General features: G+C 38.7%; 20 protein-coding genes, 2 pseudogenes and 1 riboswitch. Of the genes and pseudogenes, 11 read left to right on the top strand and 11 right to left on the bottom strand.

Annotation, left to right across the window (positions count from 1 at the left end; all coding sequences use genetic code 11):
- The first annotated feature begins 7 nt into the window (after nucleotides 1-7).
- Complete coding sequence (locus tag ACZ42C_RS16795; protein ID WP_461183427.1) at nucleotides 8-613, top strand: flavin reductase family protein; 606 nt, start codon at nucleotides 8-10, stop codon at nucleotides 611-613.
- Between the two features lie 25 nt (nucleotides 614-638).
- A complete protein-coding gene (locus tag ACZ42C_RS16790) occupies nucleotides 639-1,241 on the top strand; it encodes an alpha/beta hydrolase (RefSeq protein ID WP_461183428.1) in 603 nt (200 codons plus the stop codon).
- A gap of 43 nt (nucleotides 1,242-1,284) precedes the next feature.
- On the opposite strand, the gene ACZ42C_RS16785 is transcribed toward ACZ42C_RS16790, so the two are convergent.
- Nucleotides 1,285-2,238 (bottom strand): calcium/sodium antiporter, encoded by a 954-nt coding sequence (locus ACZ42C_RS16785; RefSeq protein ID WP_461183429.1) that lies wholly within the window; start codon nucleotides 2,236-2,238, stop codon nucleotides 1,285-1,287.
- A gap of 224 nt (nucleotides 2,239-2,462) precedes the next feature.
- Nucleotides 2,463-3,311 (bottom strand): VOC family protein, encoded by an 849-nt coding sequence (locus ACZ42C_RS16780; RefSeq protein WP_461183430.1) that lies wholly within the window; start codon nucleotides 3,309-3,311, stop codon nucleotides 2,463-2,465.
- A gap of 169 nt (nucleotides 3,312-3,480) precedes the next feature.
- Nucleotides 3,481-3,525: riboswitch (PreQ1 riboswitch) on the top strand.
- 8 nt (nucleotides 3,526-3,533) lie between these two features.
- Between ACZ42C_RS16780 and ACZ42C_RS16775 the strand changes: the two genes are divergently transcribed.
- Both ACZ42C_RS16775 and ACZ42C_RS16770 read left to right on the top strand, forming a co-directional pair.
- Entirely contained in the window at nucleotides 3,534-4,019 is a 486-nt protein-coding gene (locus ACZ42C_RS16775; RefSeq protein ID WP_461183431.1) for a QueT transporter family protein, read from the top strand.
- A gap of 121 nt (nucleotides 4,020-4,140) precedes the next feature.
- Entirely contained in the window at nucleotides 4,141-4,902 is a 762-nt protein-coding gene (locus ACZ42C_RS16770) for a DUF3891 family protein (RefSeq protein WP_461183432.1), read from the top strand.
- Nucleotides 4,903-5,649: 747 nt separating this feature from the next.
- Here the strand turns inward: ACZ42C_RS16770 and ACZ42C_RS16765 are convergent.
- Nucleotides 5,650-5,823, bottom strand: coding sequence for a hypothetical protein (locus ACZ42C_RS16765; RefSeq protein WP_461183433.1), 174 nt, complete (start codon nucleotides 5,821-5,823; stop codon nucleotides 5,650-5,652).
- A 567-nt stretch (nucleotides 5,824-6,390) separates the two neighbouring features.
- Here ACZ42C_RS16765 and ACZ42C_RS16760 point away from each other — a divergent pair.
- Both ACZ42C_RS16760 and ACZ42C_RS16755 read left to right on the top strand, forming a co-directional pair.
- The gene (locus ACZ42C_RS16760; protein ID WP_461183434.1) at nucleotides 6,391-6,942 is read left to right on the top strand and encodes a sigma-70 family RNA polymerase sigma factor; all 552 of its coding nucleotides are present in this window, start codon (nucleotides 6,391-6,393) and stop codon (nucleotides 6,940-6,942) included.
- A gap of 12 nt (nucleotides 6,943-6,954) precedes the next feature.
- Nucleotides 6,955-7,158 (top strand): helix-turn-helix domain-containing protein, encoded by a 204-nt coding sequence (locus tag ACZ42C_RS16755; RefSeq protein WP_461183435.1) that lies wholly within the window; start codon nucleotides 6,955-6,957, stop codon nucleotides 7,156-7,158.
- A gap of 173 nt (nucleotides 7,159-7,331) precedes the next feature.
- Here ACZ42C_RS16755 and ACZ42C_RS16750 read toward each other — a convergent pair.
- Nucleotides 7,332-7,732: pseudogene (locus tag ACZ42C_RS16750) on the bottom strand (transposase); the annotation flags it as partial.
- A gap of 344 nt (nucleotides 7,733-8,076) precedes the next feature.
- Here ACZ42C_RS16750 and ACZ42C_RS16745 point away from each other — a divergent pair.
- Nucleotides 8,077-8,268: a hypothetical protein gene (locus tag ACZ42C_RS16745; RefSeq protein ID WP_461183436.1), complete on the top strand. Its 192-nt coding sequence runs from the start codon at nucleotides 8,077-8,079 to the stop codon at nucleotides 8,266-8,268.
- 46 nt (nucleotides 8,269-8,314) lie between these two features.
- On the opposite strand, the gene ACZ42C_RS16740 is transcribed toward ACZ42C_RS16745, so the two are convergent.
- Nucleotides 8,315-8,773 (bottom strand): hypothetical protein, encoded by a 459-nt coding sequence (locus ACZ42C_RS16740; RefSeq protein ID WP_461183437.1) that lies wholly within the window; start codon nucleotides 8,771-8,773, stop codon nucleotides 8,315-8,317.
- Between the two features lie 284 nt (nucleotides 8,774-9,057).
- Here ACZ42C_RS16740 and ACZ42C_RS16735 point away from each other — a divergent pair.
- A pseudogene (locus ACZ42C_RS16735) lies at nucleotides 9,058-9,555 on the top strand (IS5/IS1182 family transposase); the annotation flags it as partial.
- 181 nt (nucleotides 9,556-9,736) lie between these two features.
- On the opposite strand, the gene ACZ42C_RS16730 reads toward ACZ42C_RS16735, so the two are convergent.
- Nucleotides 9,737-10,183 carry a hypothetical protein gene (locus ACZ42C_RS16730; protein ID WP_461183438.1) on the bottom strand — a complete coding sequence of 149 codons (447 nt, stop codon included), beginning with the start codon at nucleotides 10,181-10,183 and terminating at the stop codon, nucleotides 9,737-9,739.
- 672 nt (nucleotides 10,184-10,855) lie between these two features.
- On the opposite strand from ACZ42C_RS16730, the gene ACZ42C_RS16725 reads away from it, so the two are divergent.
- Both ACZ42C_RS16725 and ACZ42C_RS16720 read left to right on the top strand, forming a co-directional pair.
- Nucleotides 10,856-12,463, top strand: a complete 1,608-nt coding sequence (locus tag ACZ42C_RS16725) for a catalase (RefSeq protein WP_464891292.1) — start codon at nucleotides 10,856-10,858, stop codon at nucleotides 12,461-12,463.
- A 187-nt stretch (nucleotides 12,464-12,650) separates the two neighbouring features.
- On the top strand, nucleotides 12,651-13,313 hold the full coding sequence (locus ACZ42C_RS16720) for a GntR family transcriptional regulator (protein WP_461183440.1): 663 nt from the start codon (nucleotides 12,651-12,653) through the stop codon (nucleotides 13,311-13,313).
- Nucleotides 13,314-13,443: 130 nt separating this feature from the next.
- Here ACZ42C_RS16720 and ACZ42C_RS16715 read toward each other — a convergent pair whose 3' ends face one another.
- The 4 genes from ACZ42C_RS16715 to brnQ all read right to left on the bottom strand — a co-directional run bounded on the left by ACZ42C_RS16715 (nucleotide 13,444) and on the right by brnQ (nucleotide 18,523).
- Nucleotides 13,444-14,061, bottom strand: a complete 618-nt coding sequence (locus ACZ42C_RS16715) for a dihydrofolate reductase family protein (RefSeq protein ID WP_461183441.1) — start codon at nucleotides 14,059-14,061, stop codon at nucleotides 13,444-13,446.
- Between the two features lie 524 nt (nucleotides 14,062-14,585).
- Complete coding sequence (locus ACZ42C_RS16710; RefSeq protein WP_464891247.1) at nucleotides 14,586-15,869, bottom strand: IS110 family RNA-guided transposase; 1,284 nt, start codon at nucleotides 15,867-15,869, stop codon at nucleotides 14,586-14,588.
- Between the two features lie 170 nt (nucleotides 15,870-16,039).
- The gene (locus tag ACZ42C_RS16705; protein WP_461181609.1) at nucleotides 16,040-16,840 is read right to left on the bottom strand and encodes a helix-turn-helix domain-containing protein; all 801 of its coding nucleotides are present in this window, start codon (nucleotides 16,838-16,840) and stop codon (nucleotides 16,040-16,042) included.
- A 315-nt stretch (nucleotides 16,841-17,155) separates the two neighbouring features.
- Nucleotides 17,156-18,523, bottom strand: a complete 1,368-nt coding sequence (brnQ, locus tag ACZ42C_RS16700) for a branched-chain amino acid transport system II carrier protein (RefSeq protein WP_461181608.1) — start codon at nucleotides 18,521-18,523, stop codon at nucleotides 17,156-17,158.
- A gap of 314 nt (nucleotides 18,524-18,837) precedes the next feature.
- Here brnQ and ACZ42C_RS16695 point away from each other — a divergent pair, with 314 nt between their 5' ends.
- Nucleotides 18,838-20,001 carry a pyridoxal phosphate-dependent aminotransferase gene (locus tag ACZ42C_RS16695; protein ID WP_461181607.1) on the top strand — a complete coding sequence of 388 codons (1,164 nt, stop codon included), beginning with the start codon at nucleotides 18,838-18,840 and terminating at the stop codon, nucleotides 19,999-20,001.
- A gap of 49 nt (nucleotides 20,002-20,050) precedes the next feature.
- Here ACZ42C_RS16695 and ACZ42C_RS16690 read toward each other — a convergent pair whose 3' ends face one another.
- Complete coding sequence (locus tag ACZ42C_RS16690; RefSeq protein WP_461181606.1) at nucleotides 20,051-20,761, bottom strand: EcsC family protein; 711 nt, start codon at nucleotides 20,759-20,761, stop codon at nucleotides 20,051-20,053.
- Nucleotides 20,762-20,835: the final 74 nt, after the last annotated feature.

The following is a 20,835-nucleotide window of genomic DNA, read 5'->3' as shown; positions in this document are numbered from 1 at the left end:
GGATTTTATGATCACGATTGACCCCAAAGTAAAAACAGCAAGAGAGAATTATAAACTGTTAACCGGTACCATTATTCCAAGACCGATTGCATTTGTTACAAGCAGTAATCATAATGGTGTCATTAACGGAGCACCATTCAGCTTTTTTAACGTAGTTTCATCCGACCCTCCAATGATTTCACTGGCGATTCAGCAAAGAGACGGATCTCCTAAAGATACGGCGAGGAACATTATGGGGGAGAAAGAATTCGTTGTGCATAGTGTTGATGAAGAACGCGTAGATAAAATAAATATAACAGCTGCCTCCCTGCCCGCAGATCAAAGTGAGATTGATAAAGCAGGACTCACCCTGGTGGACAGTGATGCCGTATCCATACCGGGAATCAAGGAAGCAAAAGTCCGTATGGAATGTACGCTGGAGCACGTTATTCCTTTGGGAAAGGAACAGAAAACTGATTTAATTATAGGAAGAATCCAGAAGTACCATTTAGCTGAAGAAATTTATCTCAAAGACGACAAAATTGACTTCAATGCTTTAAATACTGTAAGCCGATTAGCAGGCCCTAATTATACTAAACTGGGAGGATTATTTTCCATCGAACGTCCAAAATAACGAAAGATCGAAAGGAGAAAAAGGAATGAAACATATTTTTCAAAAAGGAAATGATCAGTCAAAACCAACATTACTTTTATTACACGGAACTGGTGGTACGGAACAAGATCTGCTGCCTCTCGCGGAAAGAATTGACCCTGATGCCAATGTATTAAGTGTCAGAGGGAATGTATCAGAGAACGGAATGCCTCGCTTTTTCCGCAGATTAGCTGAAGGCGTATTTGACGAAGAGGATCTTATTTTTCGAACAGAAGAATTAAATAATTTCCTGGATGATGCCGCTGAAGAACATGGTTTTGACAGAAATAACATTGTCGCCGTCGGTTATTCCAATGGTGCCAACATTGCTGCAAGCCTGATGTTCCATTATAAGGATGCATTACGCGCAGCATCCCTTCATCATCCCATGGTACCGAGACGCGGCATTGAATTACCGGACTTAACCGGAAAAGATGTACTGATTGCCGCCGGAAAAAATGACCCTATTTGCCCTGCACAAGAGTCGGAAGAACTTCATTCATTGCTGGAAGGTGCCGGAGCAAAAACTGAAATTCATTGGGAAAATGGCGGACACCAATTAACATTGGGCGAAGTAGAGGCCGCCGGAACATGGTATAAAAACCTTTAATACGTAAACCGTCCCTAAAATAATAGCGGGACGGTTTTTTATATTAATTCCGTAAAATAATGTACACCATATAGACAACATAGCTCACTACTAAAATAGCCCCTTCTCTTTTGCCAATTCTATAGTTGGTTCGGGAAAAGACAAGTAAGAGAACAGTTAAAAACATCATAATATAGATATCAGTAAAAATGATACGGTTAACGGGAAGCGGTGTAATTACCGACGAGGCCCCCAGTACAAGTAAAATATTGAATATCGTACTCCCTACGATATTCCCAAGCGCAATTTCGCTTTCTTTTTTCAACGCAGCGGTAATGGATGTGACAAGCTCGGGCAAGGATGTGCCTATTGCAATGATCGTAAGACCGACCAGCGTCTCACTCATTCCAAGCGCATAAGCAATTTCCACGCCGTTGGTCACGACCATATCTCCTCCCAGGATAATCGCTGCTAGCCCCAATATTGTAAACAATATACTTCTGCCCCATTTAATATCATAGGTCAGGTCGTTATTGCTGTTATTCCTTCGGCTGTTCATTGCCGTATCAATTACATAATACGTAAATATACTTAAAAACAGCAATAGAATAATCCCATCAGCTCGTGAGATATAATTTTCACTCAGCCCCTGGAGTGTTGTATCGCTGATTAGAACAAGCAATACAACACTTGCCAATAGCGTAAAGGGAATTTCCTTTTTTGTTGTTTCACTTTGGACTTGAATCGGATATAAAAAAGCCGCCACCCCGACCGCAAGTGTAAGGTTGAAAATATTGCTGCCAACTACGTTCCCCAATGCCATATCCGCACTTTCTTCCAGCGCTGCAATGACACTTACGGTTACTTCCGGGGAACTCGTACCAAAAGCGACAATCGTAAGGCCAATTAATATAGCTGGCACACGCATTAGCCTGGCAATATTGGAGGCACCGCCAACAAAATAATCGGCACCCTTGATTAATAATACAAACCCAATAATTAATAAGATGTAAGCCATAATTACTATCCTTTTCTCCGTGTTCTTTAAGGTGATATACCTTATCCATACCCTATTTTCTCACTTTCATAATAACTATACCAAAAAAACACAAATATCTTTGGGTTTATAATAAGTATTACCTACATTTCCCGGGAAATATCGACAGTAACCTGCAAAAAAACTGGCAAGAATGACACGCTTTACTCGCTTCTGCATTAAAAAACGAGGAGACTGTCTCCCCGTTATACGCTTAAGTGTATTCGGTTTTCTGATGGATCTTCTGTAATATAAAGATTGCCTTCTTTTTCTACACGGGCTCCCATTTCTTCCAATCTTTCCACAGCTTCCGCTCTTGCTTTCTCATCCGGGAATTCCAGGCTGAACCAATTCAGCCCGACACTGTTCCTTTTCGGAGCAGGAGCTCCAACCCCATTCCAGACATTCAGGGCGATATGATGATGATAGTCACCGGTTGAAGTAAACAGGGCACCGGGGTAATTGGTAACTACTTTAAAACCCAGTCCGTTTACGTAAAATTCCTCTGTCTTTTCCAATTCAGCCACATGTAAATGGATATGTCCCATTACAGTAGCTTCCGGGAGACCCTTCCACTCCTTATTACCAGATCCGAGCACACCTTCTGCATCCAGTGGTTCTGTTGCCATGGCAACCTGTCCATTTGACCAGCTCCATTCGGATGCAGGGCGGTCACGATACACTTCAATGCCATTTCCATCCGGATCGGAAAGATAAATGGCTTCACTTACATAGTGATCAGATGCGCCGATACGAATTCCTGATTGCGCAATATGCCTTAAAAACGCAGAAAGATCTTCTCTTGATGGCAATAGAATTGCAAAATGAAATAACCCTGTTGTCCTTTCTTCTTTCGGCATTACATTGTCCGGCTGCTCCAACCTTAACAATGGTGTTGAGCCATCTGCAGTCAATACGGCTCGATTGTCGGTTTCTTCAAGCACACGGAAACCAATGACTGTCTGATAAAATTCAATTGATTTTTTTAAATCCGTTACATTTACACTGACTTCTCCTACATATATGGTTGGTTTTTCAAAAAAATGTTTTTCCATGTGATCTCCTCTTTTATATAAAAAATGGTTACGTTTTTTAACTAAGTTACTTATGGTAAGTATTATAGCTTGTTCCTTTATTTTTGTCAACAAGTTGTTTTGGTTCCAGTAATTCACGCTTGATTATCTTTCATATAAGTTTATAATGTATTCGTTTGAAACTTTTTTCAAACACGTGGTTCGAAACCATCCCACGATAAAAAACTAAGGGAGAGATTTTTCATGAATGTAAGATTATTGGTTGTGAACGGAGTGTTGGCGGCTTTATACATCGCAGTATCCGCGGTTATTCAACCGTTCGGATTTACGAATGTCCAATTTCGTATTTCAGAAATGTTTAATCACCTCGTTGTGTTTAACAAGAAGTTATTTTTCGGTGTTGTATTAGGCGTTTTTCTCACAAATTTATTTTTTTCACCTTTAGGATTGTACGATCTCGTTTTCGGAGTGGCACACTCTGCGATATCATTATTTATTATTATCCAAATAGGTAAGTATATTAAAAACGTTTGGATACTGTTAGTATTAAATACGCTCATTTTTACGTTCACCATGTTCATCATTGCATTTGAACTGTATCTTGTACTGGGACTTCCATTCTTGTTTACATGGTTGACAACTGCTGCAGGTGAATTTGTGGTACTCGCTGTAGGAATACCGGTAATGTATGCTTTAAACAAACAATTGAGATTTGACAAACTCATATAATATAGAGGGTCGCATCTATAACTGGGTGCGATCTTTTTATATAAAAAACAATTATATTTTCTATTCCCGGAAAACATGCTAAGCTGTAGGCATACAACAGTCAGGAAAGGATGCGAATGCAATGATTGTAAGAGAGCATGAAGATGCTTTTATTATGATCGAACAGGATAACCATGCCCATGTTTCCGAGGAAATAATGAAACACTGGAAAGACAGTCTGTATAAAGGAAAAATGTTTAAATCATCCGTAGATTACGCGATTTATAAGCATGATATCGGCTGGGCACCTTTTGACAAACAACCATTCTGGAATGATAAAGATCAGGCGCCATATACTTTTGTCACGTTCCCTCCCCTCCCCAAGATTATCCTTTATCAGCATGGGATCGACAAGGCAGAAGAGCATGATAGCTACGCAGGTCTTCTTTGCAGTGAACATTATAAACGGTTTCTTGTGAACAATACTTCTGAGGAAGCGCAAGCCTTTATACGACAAGAGGAGGCGCGCCAGCAAAAAATCATTGCAGCTACACCTGATTATCAAAAAGAGTTATTTGACTTTCATTACGCGCTGGTGCAGCTGGGGGATAATATCTCCTTATATATTTGCCTGAATGAACCGGGGTCAGCAAAAAAAGATGAACATCACTTTTTCAAAGAAGGCATCCCGCTTGCCAAGGCATTGGACCTTCCCGAAAAAATGCATCTTTCATGGGAGGATGAATATACGATCAATATGGATCCATTTCCATTCAGAAAACCGATTACCTTTCAATTGAAGCAAAAAGAAATAGCTAAAAAGGATATTTCCGAACATGGATTAATGGAAGTCTATAAAAATACGGCTTATGATGAATTAACAATGAACCTGGTTGCAAAATGAAAGTGGATAGGTTGGGTAACGGATTTGCTAAGCGAAAGTTCTTTCTACCGAACACACACGTAGTTTCACTAATCACTAGTTTTCTACAACATAAGTAAACCTCCCATCAAATCAGGAGGTTTTTTATATGCTCCTTATTTTTTTGGATATGCGCTCTTTTCAGCTGTTCCATTCTTCCTTCTGCAATACTTTAAACATCCCATACTTATACCAATCAAGTTCTTCACCCTATCCGCTTTGTGCTGCTTTAAATCATATAACTTTCAAAACTTTCATCATCATAAATACTGACTTGAGAGAAAAATTTATAAAACTCCAGGTGGACAGTGGAACAGTTATAAGTATTTTTCAATTAACCACACATCGAAATAGAATTGCAAAAAAAAGACAAAGAAAGGATAAAGTAAATATGTTTTCGCTCATTTACTAATAACAAACTCTCACTTTCAATATTTTAAAAACAGGAATACCTTATGTTTCGCGCTAAATTTCATCAATGGCAAAGAAAATAATTTCTTTACCAACTTTAAAAAGTATGTCAGTAACTGATTATTTTGGATGAAATGATCCATTTATGCGTAGTTTTGACCACCATGAATATTGCCATGAGATTGAGCCACCTCTGCCATCTTTTTGAGCCAGCATTGCCATAAATAGAGCCATCTATGACATAGTCAGAGCCACTTTCTAATTTGAGCTCAATATAGCCACAGCGTAGCTGCTTGCCCTTGACTGCCGTGCCACTTCTTAGTTTTCAGTGGTTGGGTGCAGGGTCCCGACCACTGAAAGCTTAGAAGTGATCGTTTGTGGTACGCTATCTGTGCGGATGGAGCCAAAAGGCTGAATTTTTACCATCCGCCAAGAGAACCCACTACCACGAACGCAAACAAAGTCAAGGGTGGCGGGATTTTTACGTAACATGTGGCTCACTCCATGGCAGAAGTGGCTCAAAATCTTGTCACTAATGGCTCAGAAAGATGGCAAGCATGGTATTATTCTTTGTCTTTATTCACACCAGTTGTGTGAAATAGATCCACCATTTGCGGAGTTGAAATGGCGACCCCCTGCCATCAAACGCCTAGAATCGGTTTGTCCGTGTTACCATATTTGAGCAGGTGTGCCTATTTGGCATTATTTACGGCAGACCTGCGATTATTCCTCAACACAGACAAAAGTTAAGTCAATGGTGGCTATAGTATTTGCGCTATTTATGGCAGAAAAAATAACTGCGGCTCACCTTTCCGCAGTTACTCGCTTAAACTGTCCGCAACACTCAAAAAACTATGGTCAGTCATATTATTTTCTTTAATTTCTAATCACAAACCTATACATGTACCAACAATAAATAATAAGAATATATTGTACGTTAATTTAATCTAAAATCAATCAGGAACATTTGCGCAGCATTAATTCATTAAACACTTTTCAACGTTAGGGGGGTAACATAATGGAAAATAAATCAGTAAATCACCTGTAATGCAAAGGTTTTTGGAAAATAACAAAGAGGCATTAAAAAATCCTATAATAAAAAGTTTCTTAGATAACATGCTAAATTATGAATTGGTCAAACAAGCTGTAACTAATCCAACTGACGAAAACAAGAAAATAATAAACGTATTATTTAAGAAGCATTATATGAATGTTAAAAAGATAACGTATATCAATAATTTAATTTATTACTTTAGCATTGACTATGATAAGAAAATAAAAAAAATCTACAATCTTTATACTTTAACTCTTGATAAAAAAATATCAGATGGAAATAATACTACATTTAAAGATCTCATTGAGACAAAACCTTATTATGGGTATCAAAACATCTATGGTTACAGATTAAAAAATCATATTGAAAATAAGATGCTGTATAAAGCTTTGAATAAACTTACTGAAAAGCAATTATTTATTCTTGAAATGAAGTACTTCAATAAGCTAACACTGTACGAGATAGCTGAAGCAACAAATACATCCACTCAAAATATTTCAAATCAACACAACAAAGCTTTAAAACATCTAAAAAATTTTATTGGAACAAAAAAATAGGAGTGACTAATATTGAAAGACAACGAAGTTGATTACAAAGAAGTGGAGGAAATTTTAGAAAAATTTGATTCAAAGATTAAGCAATCCTTAAAAAATACAAATTATCAAGATCGTGAAGACTTAGAACAAGAAATTAAATTAAAAATTATAGAGAAATTGTTTACAGTTGAGTTTAAAGAACCTCCTTGCTTCTGGTGCTTTTTTAAGCCGATATAAAAGTAGAATAAAAGTCATTAAACTTGTTGTGACTGATAAACCAAAATAGACAAACTTCATAAATATTTTTCGGAATTGCTACAAGCTATTAAAAATGATTAGGAAGGGAGTCAGTAGTTAAATTTGAAAGAAAGTAAAATTACACCACAAGTAAAAAATAAGCAATTGTATTATTCAGCCGACTTGCGCCAAACAAAAGTAAACTTATTGGTATTTGCTTCAATTTTGGGTCCACCATAGTCAATAAAAATTGCTTCTTCATCAATCTGCTTTTCCTGCAAAACCTAACAATATAATTGTACAAGTACTGACACAGTAATTCTTTGACCTCTGAATGCACTCGGAAAAGATGAATGGTACAATAACTTGGTCCGTATTCTTGGACTAAGCACATTAAACTCACGCTATCCTTCAGTAATATTTCAGTCATTCTTCCCAAGAAAACAGATTGGGTATATGCACAAAATTATCTTCATAATCTGGCATGATAATGCTTCACGTAAAAACTGTTTGAATATTTCATCAGAAATATTTTCAACCGATTATTAACAGCGTAAACAATATCATTTTTTTGTTAATTCATTTCTAAACCTAGTTAGCGGCAAAACAACTTAATTCATGGTATAACCTTTAATATAGGGCACCTCTTTCGTCTATCGATTCGCAACCAGATTTATAAAAACAAATAAGTGTGGCACCTTCAGCAATTTAATGGTGCCACGCTTTTTATTTTTTAATATCAGACTTTGTCCCAACCCTCATTAAGGGATATATTTTCTATGACATTTCAACCTGTAAATTAAGTTGTTACAGTAAAGATTTACGGGGAACATGATTTGACAAATCGACAAAAAGGAAAATCCAAACCGCCCGTTGAAATAGTAAAGTACCACAATAACCTTCGAAAGGATGATTTGGATGCTTAACCATTATATCATGTCGGCTTATTCAAAGGAAGTTCCTTTTGTCATTGTCAATCAGGAAGAAATTCCTTTCGGCCATCCGAATGCGGGATTATATCGCACGCTTCATTTGATCAATACCGGCACTCATTGTCTAGGTTGTGATTTCTGGACAACTAAAGTACATGATACTTTCAAGTTCTCATAATGATACACCGAATCGGCGATTTAAATGCAAACCCCATAATCTCGGATTATTGTTCATTTTCAAATACCCATTCAAAGTTATTTGATTGAATATATTCATAAATATAATTGTCACCAATTACCTCATACATATTATGTGTTTCAAATGCATCCCTAAGTAAAATATAATTTTCAGAAATAAGGTATTCATGAGCATAATCCTCATTATTAAAATGTAAAGCCATTATATACTCTTCTTCTCTATTAGAGGGATTATTGGTCTTAAGAAGTTGTATATCATTATGTAATATTTGATTTATTTCATCCTGTTTTTCAATTCCTGTCACCATTGTACCATCGGTAGTATTTTTTTTGAAAACTATTTTCTCAATTACTTCTTCATAATCTATAACGTCTAAGTTCTCATCAAGTACTTCCCTCAAGGTTGTTTGTTGATTTTTAAACACAATAAAGAATAATATAATTAAAATAACTATAGACAAAGTTATAACTATGATTTTCTTCACAAAAACCCCCCTTTCAACTCTAAAAGAATCAGTTGTTGTATTTAATATTATCATTTATTCCAATATTATAAAGATAAACTGTATAATTTATTTTAACACTAATTAATTGTATTACAAGTACTATTCCTTTATGTCAAAGGGGGCGTTTTGGAAGAAAAGAATCACTAACTATTTCACCTATAAATTAGCAACAGAATGAATTTCGTAATTCATAGCTCTTGAGCCCCAATTAGTTTGTGACACTAAGAAAGAAGTACCTCCCCAGATCTTGTATAATAGCACCCCTCTCGTCTTTTCGCTACCATACCATGGATGCTGATTATGACTATGATCCATTTATAAACAAGTATATCAAACAGGACAAATGCTCTGTCATGCTTACAATAAGAAAAACGAAAGTGAACCTGTTGGTTTTATAAACTCTGATCCAACTTGTTTCAGAAAATATTCTTATCGTTATGATAGTTTCGATTCTAAGCACAGAACACTGAACTATACAAGTCCCAAGGAGTGCAGGAGAATGTACATTAGCTATGAGTCATATGCCAAAAAGTTTATAAAGTAAGAATCACGACAGTCCTAAGAAAATACACGGCACCTACTCGCTAAATAAAAGAATGCAAAAAACATCCAAACATTACTCTTCCGTTGAACGTGCGAATGCCTACCTTAAGGATTTATTTCAGTCAACAACGTTCGTTATCGAGCGCAAAAATTCACTTTGACATCGTAACGCTTATTTATAATCCTTCAAAGTGGCTGCAAATCGTATCAATGTATAGTTAAACCCGGAACAAACTGCTTAAGATAATTTTTTAAATTTATCTTAAAAATTCTGCAGAACTCCGAATTTTTAATAAGAGCAATCATTAAATTGATTCAACAATACAAAACCAAAAACACTCAGGTTATACTGAGTGTTTTTGGTTTGCTATTCAATGCTAGAATGAAGGTCCATTAGCATTATGTGATCCATCCAGCATCAGTTCTAATCCTCAATATTACATAGCCACTTTCCGGATTTTGACGATTTCCTTGCACATACTTTTGATTTGTTGAATTACCCCAAAAATCCATCATGAGAAACTGGGCTTCTACTTCATGATAACCTGAATTCTCTTGTAGAAATTCGTATAAATCCTGAAAAGCTAGAGCTCCACCTCTAATATAAGAACTAATTGCACTTGCATTTTGATTCCTCGCAATATTATACATTGTAACTGCTACAGAAGAAATGGAACCTACAGTTCTGCCAAAGAGCTTTCCTAGAGCACCTAGAGCTACACCAGCTAGTTTAGCCTCAATTGCTGAGCTTGAATCTCCGTAAACTAATGTGTCGTGGAATGCGTTATGCGCCTGCATCATGTCATAGCATTCTGAAGCATTTAAAATTCTTGTTTCTAAAGACATTAAAACCAACTCCTATTTTTTTATTGTTTGTTACTTCTCTTAATAAAGAGAAAATAAATTTAAAAAGTAAACCTTAAAAACATTTTTTATAAAAAATACACCCCTCTCATTAATAATGAAATTAAAATGCTGCGGAATAGTGCAAAATTTATCTTTAACAGAAACGCTTGGTCATGGAGCTGGAAGATATTCTTGCCAAACTAACACTCGTTGGTTTCATCCACCACTACAGCGCAAGTAAACTCCTAAAATCAGGAAGCTTTTTATGTGCTATAAAAAATCAACTGTCCTTTTTGGCAGTTAACGTGATTTTTTTCTAAAAACTGCACTCTTTTTCACCTGTTTCATTCGTCCCTCTACCCTACTTATTATTATTTCATACTAATTTCCGGGCAAGTTTTTCATTCTTTCTGCTTCTTACTGAGTTCATTGATCATAATTCTTTCAGATCCTTTCTTCATCGACTTTTAGTATAAAATTCCTTCATTATAAATACCGAATTTTTGAGAAGGATTTATAAGTCTGCAGACGAAGTGATGAGCGAAAATATTTTCTTAAGCAGCAACCGGAAAAAACAGGGTTTATTTCAAGGACATCGGGCACACTAGTAAACAGCATAAAAGTATTTCCGTAATCCGGAAGATACTTAATTTCTTTCAAAAAGGGTGATTTATGATGGAGAAAGATCAATCACAGAACAACAGGGAACAGTCAAACATAGAAGAAGAAGATACCCTGACGACAAGACAGGGACATCCGGTGACAAACAACCAGAACATACGAACCGTAGGAAATCGCGGTCCCGCTATGCTCGAAAACTATGATTACATCGAAAAAATCAGTCACTTTGACAGGGAAAAAGTACCGGAAAGAATCGCCCATGCTCGTGGCTCTGGGGCGCATGGCTATTTTGAAACATATGGTACCGCTGGAGATGAACCTGTCTCTAAATATACCCGTGCCAAGGTTTTTCAGGATAAAGGAAAGCAGACACCTGTTTTCGTCCGTTTTTCCACCGTGGTTCACGGGAATCATTCTCCGGAAACCGTTCGTGATCCTCGTGGGTTTGCCGTTAAATTCTATACGGAGGACGGAAACTGGGATCTCGTAGGAAACAATATAAAAATATTCTTCATTCGGGATGCGATGAAATTTCCGGATATGATACATGCCTTCAGACCGGACCCTGTTACCAATTATCAGGACAGCGAACGTTTTTTTGATTTTTGTGCCAGCAACCCGGAATCTTTTCATATGGTAACTTTCATATACTCTCCGTGGGGTATCCCGGCAAATTACCGAATGATGCAAGGTTCAGGTGTAAATACGTACAGGTGGATTAACCAGGAAGGCAAATCGGTACTTGTAAAGTATCACTGGGAACCCAAACAGGGGATCAAAAACCTGACTCAAACAGAAGCTGAAGAGATCCAGGGAAAAAACTTTAATCATGCGAGCCAGGATCTTTATGAAGCAATTGAAAGCGGAGAATATCCGGAATGGGAATTATTTGTACAGATTATGGAGGACGGGCCGCATCCCGAGCTTGATTTTGACCCGCTCGATGACACAAAATTATGGCCGGAAGATCAATTTCCGTGGAGACCGGTTGGTAAAATGGTATTAAATAAAAATCCGGAAAACTACCATAACGAAGTGGAGCAGTCTGCATTCGGTACCGGCGTGCTTGTAGACGGTCTGGATTTTTCCGACGACAAAATGCTGCAGGGAAGAACGTTTTCCTATTCAGACACACAGCGTTACCGGGTGGGGCCAAATTATTTACAATTACCGATCAATGCACCTAAAAAACGGGTAGCAACAAATCAGGAAGGCGGACCCATGAGGTATGAAAATGAGAAAGCGCCGGGTCAGAGCCCGCATATTAACTATGAACCATCTGTTATAGGGGGGTTGAAGGAGGCTGAACAATCCGGGAAAGAACATACGCCTTATGTGGAAGGAAATATCGTCAGAGAATCCATTGACAGAAATGATAACACGAAGCAAGCCGGGGAAACCTTCCGCTGGTTTGAAGACTGGGAAAAAGATGAACTGATCTCCAACCTTGTCGGGGACCTTTCTCAATGTGATCAGCGTATACAGGATATAATGATTGCATTGGCGGAAGAAGCGGATGAAGAATATGGCCGTCGCCTTCGTGAAGGATTACAGCATGCAGTAAAAGAAGGTTCCAGTATGAATCAACTTGGAGCGTCAGATGGTGAAACAGCACCTGGCGAAGCGATCGATAAGGGGCATGATTCCAAACCCTATTAAGAAATTAAGTTAATTCAATCGGACATAGGGAACGTAAGCAGGAAAAAGGAATTGGGAGTTATGTCAATTCCTTTTTCCTGTGAAATTGTTTGCGATATACCACCAATTTGCTTTTCCTTATTTCCTTGATCCTTGTTTTATAGTATACTAGGTAAAGATTATACATATTGAGGAAGGAGAAACCCACATGCCTATTCCAAGTGATCATTCGAAGCCTGTTCGCCAATCAGCAAAAGAAAGCGCATTCAACCAGCTGCAACAGTGGATCATAGATGGCACTCTTTTGCCCGGCGAAAAGCTGAATGATAATGAAATCGCTAAAGCTTTAGGCATTAGCAGGACTCCGGTGCGGGAATCTTTACAGCTGCTTGAAGTACAAGGTTTTGTAAAAATGTACCCCGGAAAAGCAACACAAGTGACAGAGGTGGAAAAAGAATCCATTAATGACCTCCTCCCGCCTTTAGCAGTTTTACAGGCGTTAGCTGCCGAATTGGCTACGCCTCACTTAGACGACACCATGCTGGAGAAACTGGAAAGCGTAAATGAACGGTTTAAAGAGGCCATCCATTCGGAAAATTATTATGCAGCATTAAAGATAGACGAAGATTTCCATCAAATCATTGTCGATGCCTCCGACAACAAATATATTTACAATATTATTAACGATTTACAGGCACATGTTCGCAGACAGTTTTTCCATAATTCGATTGTTTTGACGGAGAAGTCAATTGAAGAGCATGAAATGATTATTAAATATATGCGGGAAGGGAAAGGCGAAAAGGTATCCTCCATTATGAAGGAGAACTGGGTAAGAGCAATTGAAGAGTTTAAATCGGTGAATAAAGGCTAAAACATGTAATCACTAACTGAATAAGGATTTCAATTCATAATAACCACTGAGGAAGTTACAGCAATTCTTCAGTGGTTATTATATTTATTCATTTCTAAAATATACATATCGAGGCAGTCTTTGTGACAGCTCACTGCTTCCTCAACCGGTATTTCATATGCGTCACCTCAGGAGAATCCAATACACTGATCTTTTCGATTTTCAGCTGAGCATTCATGCTTTTAAACAGTCTAATACCGGAACCGAGAAATATTGGCACAACATGAAGTTGAAATTCATCGATCAGACCTGCATTTAAAAACTGATGAATAACAGACGCTCCTCCGGCAATGGAGATATCTTTGTTCCCCGCTGTTTCCTTTGCCTGCTCAAATGCGTCTTTCACACCATCATTAACAAAATGAAATGTGGTCCCCCCTTCTTTCACTTGCATCGCCCTTTTTTCATGGGTGAGTACAAAAACAGGCATGTGAAAAGGAGGTTTTTCATCCCAATAATCTGCTCCACTGTTGAACATGCGTTTTCCCATAATAATGGCACCGGTATTGGCTGCTAACCCCTGTAAGATGTCATCATTTCTATTCTTTTCGCCACCTGTCAGACCGTGCTGCTTTCTCCATGAGGCGAGTTTATATATCCATTCATGGAGCTGCTTTCCACCATCACCAATCGGATTGTCGGAGCTGTCATTTAATCCAGCAATAAACCCATCCAGTGAAACCGATATATCAAATACCACTTTTCCCATCCATACACCTCTTTTCTGCATCCATTTCTTTAGGAAAATTTTTCATCCTATATTTTTCCACCATTTAATTTTTCGAACGTACAAATATCCAAAATTACGTCGATTTAATCCGGAAACAAACCTCCCTCTATATAATTAAAATATCTTCAAAATGCTCTTGTTTTCTTAGAATTTCATAAACATCCACTTTGGAATGTGTTGGAGCTAATCCTTTATAACACGGAATACAGAATATTCTTACTGGGGTATATCCATCCTATCAGCCAAATTGTGAACATTTGGTGCTTAAATGGTATGACCATGCTTCATTCTCCACGCTTCTTATGGTCGCTTACCCTCCCATGTATCACGGGATGTTATCCACACATTCCCTCGTCCTGCGTATCCACAAGGTGGAGGTCGGATATGCTCCTTAGCTGGGTCATATGCCCGAATGGTGTAAATAAGCTCCGACTCTGCATTGTTGGTGTTTGTTTAATTCTAGAATTCCAAGTGCATTTATCCATCCATTTTGTTCATAAAGCCTAAGCAGCCTGTAATGATTCTATTTGAGGTAAACCTTTTAGTAACTTGCTTCCATCAAATTCACATTGTTTCTTGCCTATGGTGAACATAACACGTATTAATTTCCCGCATAACGCAATAAGTGATTGCTGTTTCTTTAACGGATTGTTGGGGCGGGTAGTGTAATACCTGTGCAGTGCCTTAAACGTCGGGTTACTCGCCACTAGGGGGCGTACAGCCAGATATAGGGCTTTTCGCAATTTTTTTCTGCCACGTTTGGTGATTTTCGTTTGCCCTTTCAATCTCCCGGAGCTGTGTTCCCGTAACGTTAAACCCGCCATGTTTACCAATTGCTGTGGGTGATCATACTTGGTGAGATCCCCTACTTCAGAAAAGAACGTGGCAACGGTTATGGCACCAAGCCCCTTAATATTTATCAATTCCTCAGCACCCGGTATATCTTTCAATAGCTCTGTGATTTCCTCATCCAACTCTGTTAACTGATTTTGATACAGCTCATACTGGTCTAAAAGGCTGTGTAGTTCTTTTCTTGCGAACCTGAGCCCAATTTCAATGCCAATGCTCTTCTGTGCTTTCTTGACTAATTTCCTTGCCCGTTCTATACCCATGCCGCGTTTGATAACGGTTTTCCACGCTGCCAGCACTTCTTCCGGAGTCATTTGACGGATCTCATAAGGGAACGGGAACTCGCGCAGTGTGAATAACGCTGTCTTACCGGACCAGTCTTTAAAGACGTCATCAAATTCCGGAAAGTACCGCTGAATATGATTCTGAACGCGACCTTCGATGATCATCAGCTGCTTGATGAGTTGATCCCTTAATTTGATCCCTTCCCGTAATTCGGCATAAATGCCGTCGAGAAGATTTGGTACGGAGTATCTCCCATCTTTCACAAGCTGTGCAATAACGCGCGCATCTTTGGTGTCATTTTTCGTTGGTGAGTTGTCATCAAGTTCTTTGGACTTCTTAACGTGCATTGGATTTACCACCACAAAGCGAATGTCTTTGGCTTTTAGATAGTAAGCCAAACCAAGCCAAAAGTGTCCGGTTGGTTCTACGCCAACAATCACTTCGCTTTTGTTGTTTTTCTCCTGCAATCTGGAAATCCAGTCTAAAAGCTGTTGAAATCCGTGTATGCGATTGTCAAAGACCAATTTCTTACCCAATTCCACGCCCCGGTCATCCTGGGCACGTGCCACATGTTTATCCATGGCAATATCGATTCCTACTATCAATGTGGATGGTGTGATTTGCACTAATTTAAGATTTTGATTATAATTCATTACGAGTCCTCCTTGGTATTTATTTAATTTAGGGGTCATGATCATGACACCCAGTACTATACCAAGAGGGCTCATTTTTGTTCAAACCTCAAATTTCTTCATTACAGGAATGCTCCTTACCTGTAAATTAGTATAGACTTACTCTAGCAGAGATCAGAACATGATATTTCTTATCGATTGCTGTGTTGAAAAGAACGTATAAGAAATTTTTTCATTAAAAGTGGCAAGGAAATTAAAATAGGCGGATCATCAATACGCGGTTCATGAAGTGTAAGGTGCTGATGAAGCGTATCGGCATCTGTCTTTACTGTTACTGCCTGCTCTGACTTGGCGCGCAGGGTTGTATGTGGAAGCAATATATCTGTTGCTGCCATTTCCCAGGATACAGCTGTAGCCAAGAGATAGTAAATTCCTGGATGGACATGCTGAAAAGAATATTCACCCAAGGAAGAGAGCAGCGTACCATATACAGGGAGGCCCTCAGGTATTGGTTTGGGAAACAAGCCTACTAAAATAACACCGTGAAACGGAACGACAGCTTTAATTGTTCCCTGCACAACGTGTCCACCTTCCGTCAATATAGGCGAATGCGAACTTTTCCAATCTGTTAATTGCTGCAGAGAATCCAAATAATCTCCCACCTGATTGGCAGATTGCCGGAATTGGGCGGGACTTAAGCCCACTCTTTGCGTAAACCGAGTTGTAAAGGTGCCAAGGCTTTGCTGACCAACTTCCATTCCGATGTCACGTACACTTAAATTTGTCGTTAATAGCAGATCCTTTGCTTTTTGCAACCGTATAGATGAAATATAATAATGAGGGGGCACCCCTATCCGCTCTTTGAATATCCGGGTGAAATGATAGGGGCTGTAAGCAGCGTAATTAGACACCCGTTGAAGCGTAAGTGGTTCATCCAAATGCTCATGAATATACTTTATCACTTCGTCTATTTCGGGGTAGGCAATAGACATATCTTTACCTCCGTTTAATTATTCGGAAAACATATTATATAATATTTTACCACATTTCGTATTTCATCTTATAAATGATGTAAGCAAACAAGCGAAAATGTTTATTTAATAGTGTATAGAAGCCGAGTATCCCCTGCCATGCACCAAAAAAAGTGCCGATTGAGAAAACTTCATATACTTTGGCGTCAACCCCACCAGGCGCTGTTCCTTAAAACTGAAGCAGGCTGAATAAAGCAAAAAAATCGGCCCCCCTTATGTGAGGAAACCGATTGTATGTCAGTTATATAAAACGTTTATGTTTGCATCTACGGATGACTAAGAAGCTTTCGAGGCCGCAGCCGATGTTTTTCTTACACGGCTTACCACCCCGGTGACCACAATGACAATCAGTGCCGGCAGCAGCCATCCCAGCCCCTGCTCATACATGGGCAATGTGTATTCAAAGAAATCAATGAACGGCACCATCCAGGCAAAATAATCCACGCCAAGTGAGTTCGTAAGTGCTTTTAATCCGTCAAATATACTGATGAAGAAAGTTACAGCAATTGTTGACACATATACCAACCTATCATGATTAAACAGTGGTGAGATAAATGTCAACAGCATCAGTACAATCGCCAATGGATACAGGAACATTAACACCGGCACGGAGAATGTAATAATATTTGCCAGCCCAAAGTTTGCAATACCAAAAGTTAGTACAGTGAAAAACACTACCAATTTCTTATAGCTTATTTTGGGAAGCAGCGTATGGAAATATTCCGCATTGGCAACAATTAAACCGATACTTGTCGTTAAACAGGCAAGCGTGATGACAATGGCCAAAAGAATAGAGCCAAAGGTCCCGAAATAATAGGAAGCTGCATTACTTAATACAGGTCCACCTGTTTCTGCAATTCCGAAAATTTGTGTACTGGTTGCACCCAAATAAGCAATACCTGCATATATTACCCCGAGTAATACTATTGCAACCGTACCGGCTTTGGCAGTCGTGTTGAGAATCCCTCTACTTGATTTCACACCCATCGAACGAACAACATTTATTACAATAATGGCAAACACAAGTGAAGCCAGTGCATCCATTGTGTTATACCCTTCCAGGAATCCTGTTGTAAACGCACCGCTTTGATATGCTTCCTGTGGTGATTCAATTGCGCCCATCGGACTTGCAACAACAAAGGCCAATAGAATTAATAATAAAATAACAATTCCGGGAGCCAAAATCTTACCAACATTATCCACTATTTTTCCCGGTTTTAACGAGAACAGCAGAGCAATCGTAAAGAAGATAATAGTAAAGATCAATAAACCGATTTGCTGATTGGCTTCAGGTATAAACGTCATAAATCCAACCTCATAAGCAACTGTCCCTGTACGGGGAGCAGCAAAAAATGGGCCGATCGTCAAGTATAATAATGATGTAAAAAATACAGCATATACCGGATGTACTCTGCTTGCCAATTCCTGCAAATTAGCACTTCCTGAAAAGCTCATGGCCATAATTCCAAGCAACGGCAGCCCCACCCCGGTAATGAGAAATCCAATTACCGCCGGCCACATGTTTGTACCGGCATTCTGACCAAGCTCTGCCGGGAAAATTAAATTACCGGCACCAAAAAATAACGCAAATAACATAACACCAATTGCCAGAAGTGCCGAAAATGATAGTTTTTCATCTTTCATCGTAGTTCCCCCCCATGATGTTTTCACATATAAACAGTTAGTCATATGCAATATATTAATGTAAACTATCATACTATTTACCTAGGTAAAATGCAATATATTACTGGTAAACTTTTATAATTTCTTGTTAAATCTGTTAATTGCTATGATTCTTTGAAATGTAGGGGGTTATTATATAAAATTGTAATAGCGTTTAATTATTTTCTTTTCATCCTTTTATGCGTATACTGGGATTTAACGTAAAAGTTATGAATCAGACTGCTTTTATCTTTTGTTTATAACCGGTTGAGTTAAGTGACGAGGGGGTTATTATTATGGAATTTTCGGAACGTCTAAAAAATTTACCTGACCAATTTTTTGCTGCTTTAGTAAAGAAAGTGAATGCAGCCATGGAAGAAGGAAGGGATGTCATTAATCTTGGGCAGGGCAACCCTGATCAGCCTACACCCAAACATATAGTAAAGGAATTACAGGAGGCAGCAGAAGATCCAAAAACACATAAATATTCCGCTTTTAGAGGTATAAGAGAACTGCGACAGGCAGCGAGCGACTTTTATAAGCGGGAATATAATGCAGACATTGATCCGAATAAAGAAGTTGCCATATTATTTGGTGCAAAGGCGGGTCTTGTTGAACTTCCACTGGCACTGATGAATGAAGGAGAACTCATGCTGCTTCCCGATCCGGGATACCCTGATTATTTATCTGGTGTCGGATTGGCCGGAGTCCGATATGAAGCCATGCCTTTATTGGAAGAAAACGAATTTCTTCCTGATTATGAGAAATTGACGGACAAACAGAAACAGCAGGCAAAAATGATAGTTTTAAACTATCCAAACAACCCGACAGGCGCAACAGCTGATTTGGATTTTTTCGAAAAAACAGCAGAACTTGCGAGAAAAAATGACATTGCTGTCGTCCACGACTTTGCCTATGGTGCGCTTGGATTTGATGGTAACAAACCAGTAAGCTACATGCAGGTTAAAAATGCAAAAGAGACTGGAATAGAGATTTACACTTTATCAAAAACCTATAATATGGCCGGGTGGCGCGTTGGCTTTGCAGTAGGGAATGAAAAAATGATAGAGGCAATTAACCTGATTCAGGATCATATGTATGTAAGTCTGTTTCCGGCTGTACAAAAAGCAGCAGCTGCAGCACTTACCGAAGACCAATCCTGTGTCGATGATCTTCTGGCACTTTATGAAGAAAGACGTCAGGCGCTTGTTACGGAATGCAGGAGAATCGGTTGGGATATTAAAGCACCAAAAGGATCTTTCTTTGCCTGGCTTCCTGTACCCGATGGTTTTACCAGTGAAGGGTTTACCGATTTCCTGCTGGATGAGGCAGATGTTGCCGTCGCTGCAGGGAATGGTTTTGGCACATACGGTGAAGGATATGTACGCGTCGGCCTGTTAGTGGATAAAGAGAGAATCAAAGAAGCAATAGAGCGGATTGAAAAGCTTCATATTTTCTAAAAAAGCAAGGAAAGACCATGCTTGATCATCTGTGATGAAGCATGGTTTTTTAAATCATATTCAAAAATCGCATCCGGTACGCATTCATAGCAGTCTCCCCCAACGTATCCATCAGGTTATGGTTTGCATATGCACCGACAATGGCACCAAACCCGGGAATCAATTGCAGCATTTTGATTAAATCAATGTAATCCCGATATTCCTGTTGGAAAACGCGCCAATCCATATCAACAAGTTTCTTCTTCTCCTGCTCCCAATTTTCGATAATATAAAACGTATCCTTCCTTTTTTCATCACTGGAAAAAGCGAGCTGAAATATATGGAGAATGAACAAGCGCTCTTCATATTCACTTGCATCATAGCCATATACTGCGGCTGATTCGAACAAGAATTTCATTTTTATTGATAATAGCAATGGAAAATCCGCAAGCCCGAGGAAGATACCCCCGGCACCCGTTCCTGCCCCTTCGATAACTGCTGTTTTCCGATATGATGTTAATTTTTCCTTAGCCAGTTCATCTCTGGCATATAATGATATTTTCACCGGCTGCGGTTTTTTCGTCGTCATATCAGAGCCGACCAATGTTGCCTTTACCATATTTTTAATACTATCGGATATGATTTTATGGGCTTTCTCGGGGATCATACTATTCATTTTCGTTTGTGCTTTTTTGGATAATTGATTAAACAAACCGGATTTCCTCAGGACTTTATTTCGCCAAATCTGTATCTCTTCATACACTTTCGTATCATAATCCATAGCCAAACCATCCTTCAATTTTCTATACTTATGTATACGTTTTATACAGGTAAAAGATTCAGTGATGGTATGGA

Source organism: Virgibacillus kimchii (genome assembly GCF_055379185.1).
The sequence above is the reverse complement of the archived record's forward strand: the minus strand, read 5'-3'. Positions and strand labels throughout refer to the sequence as shown.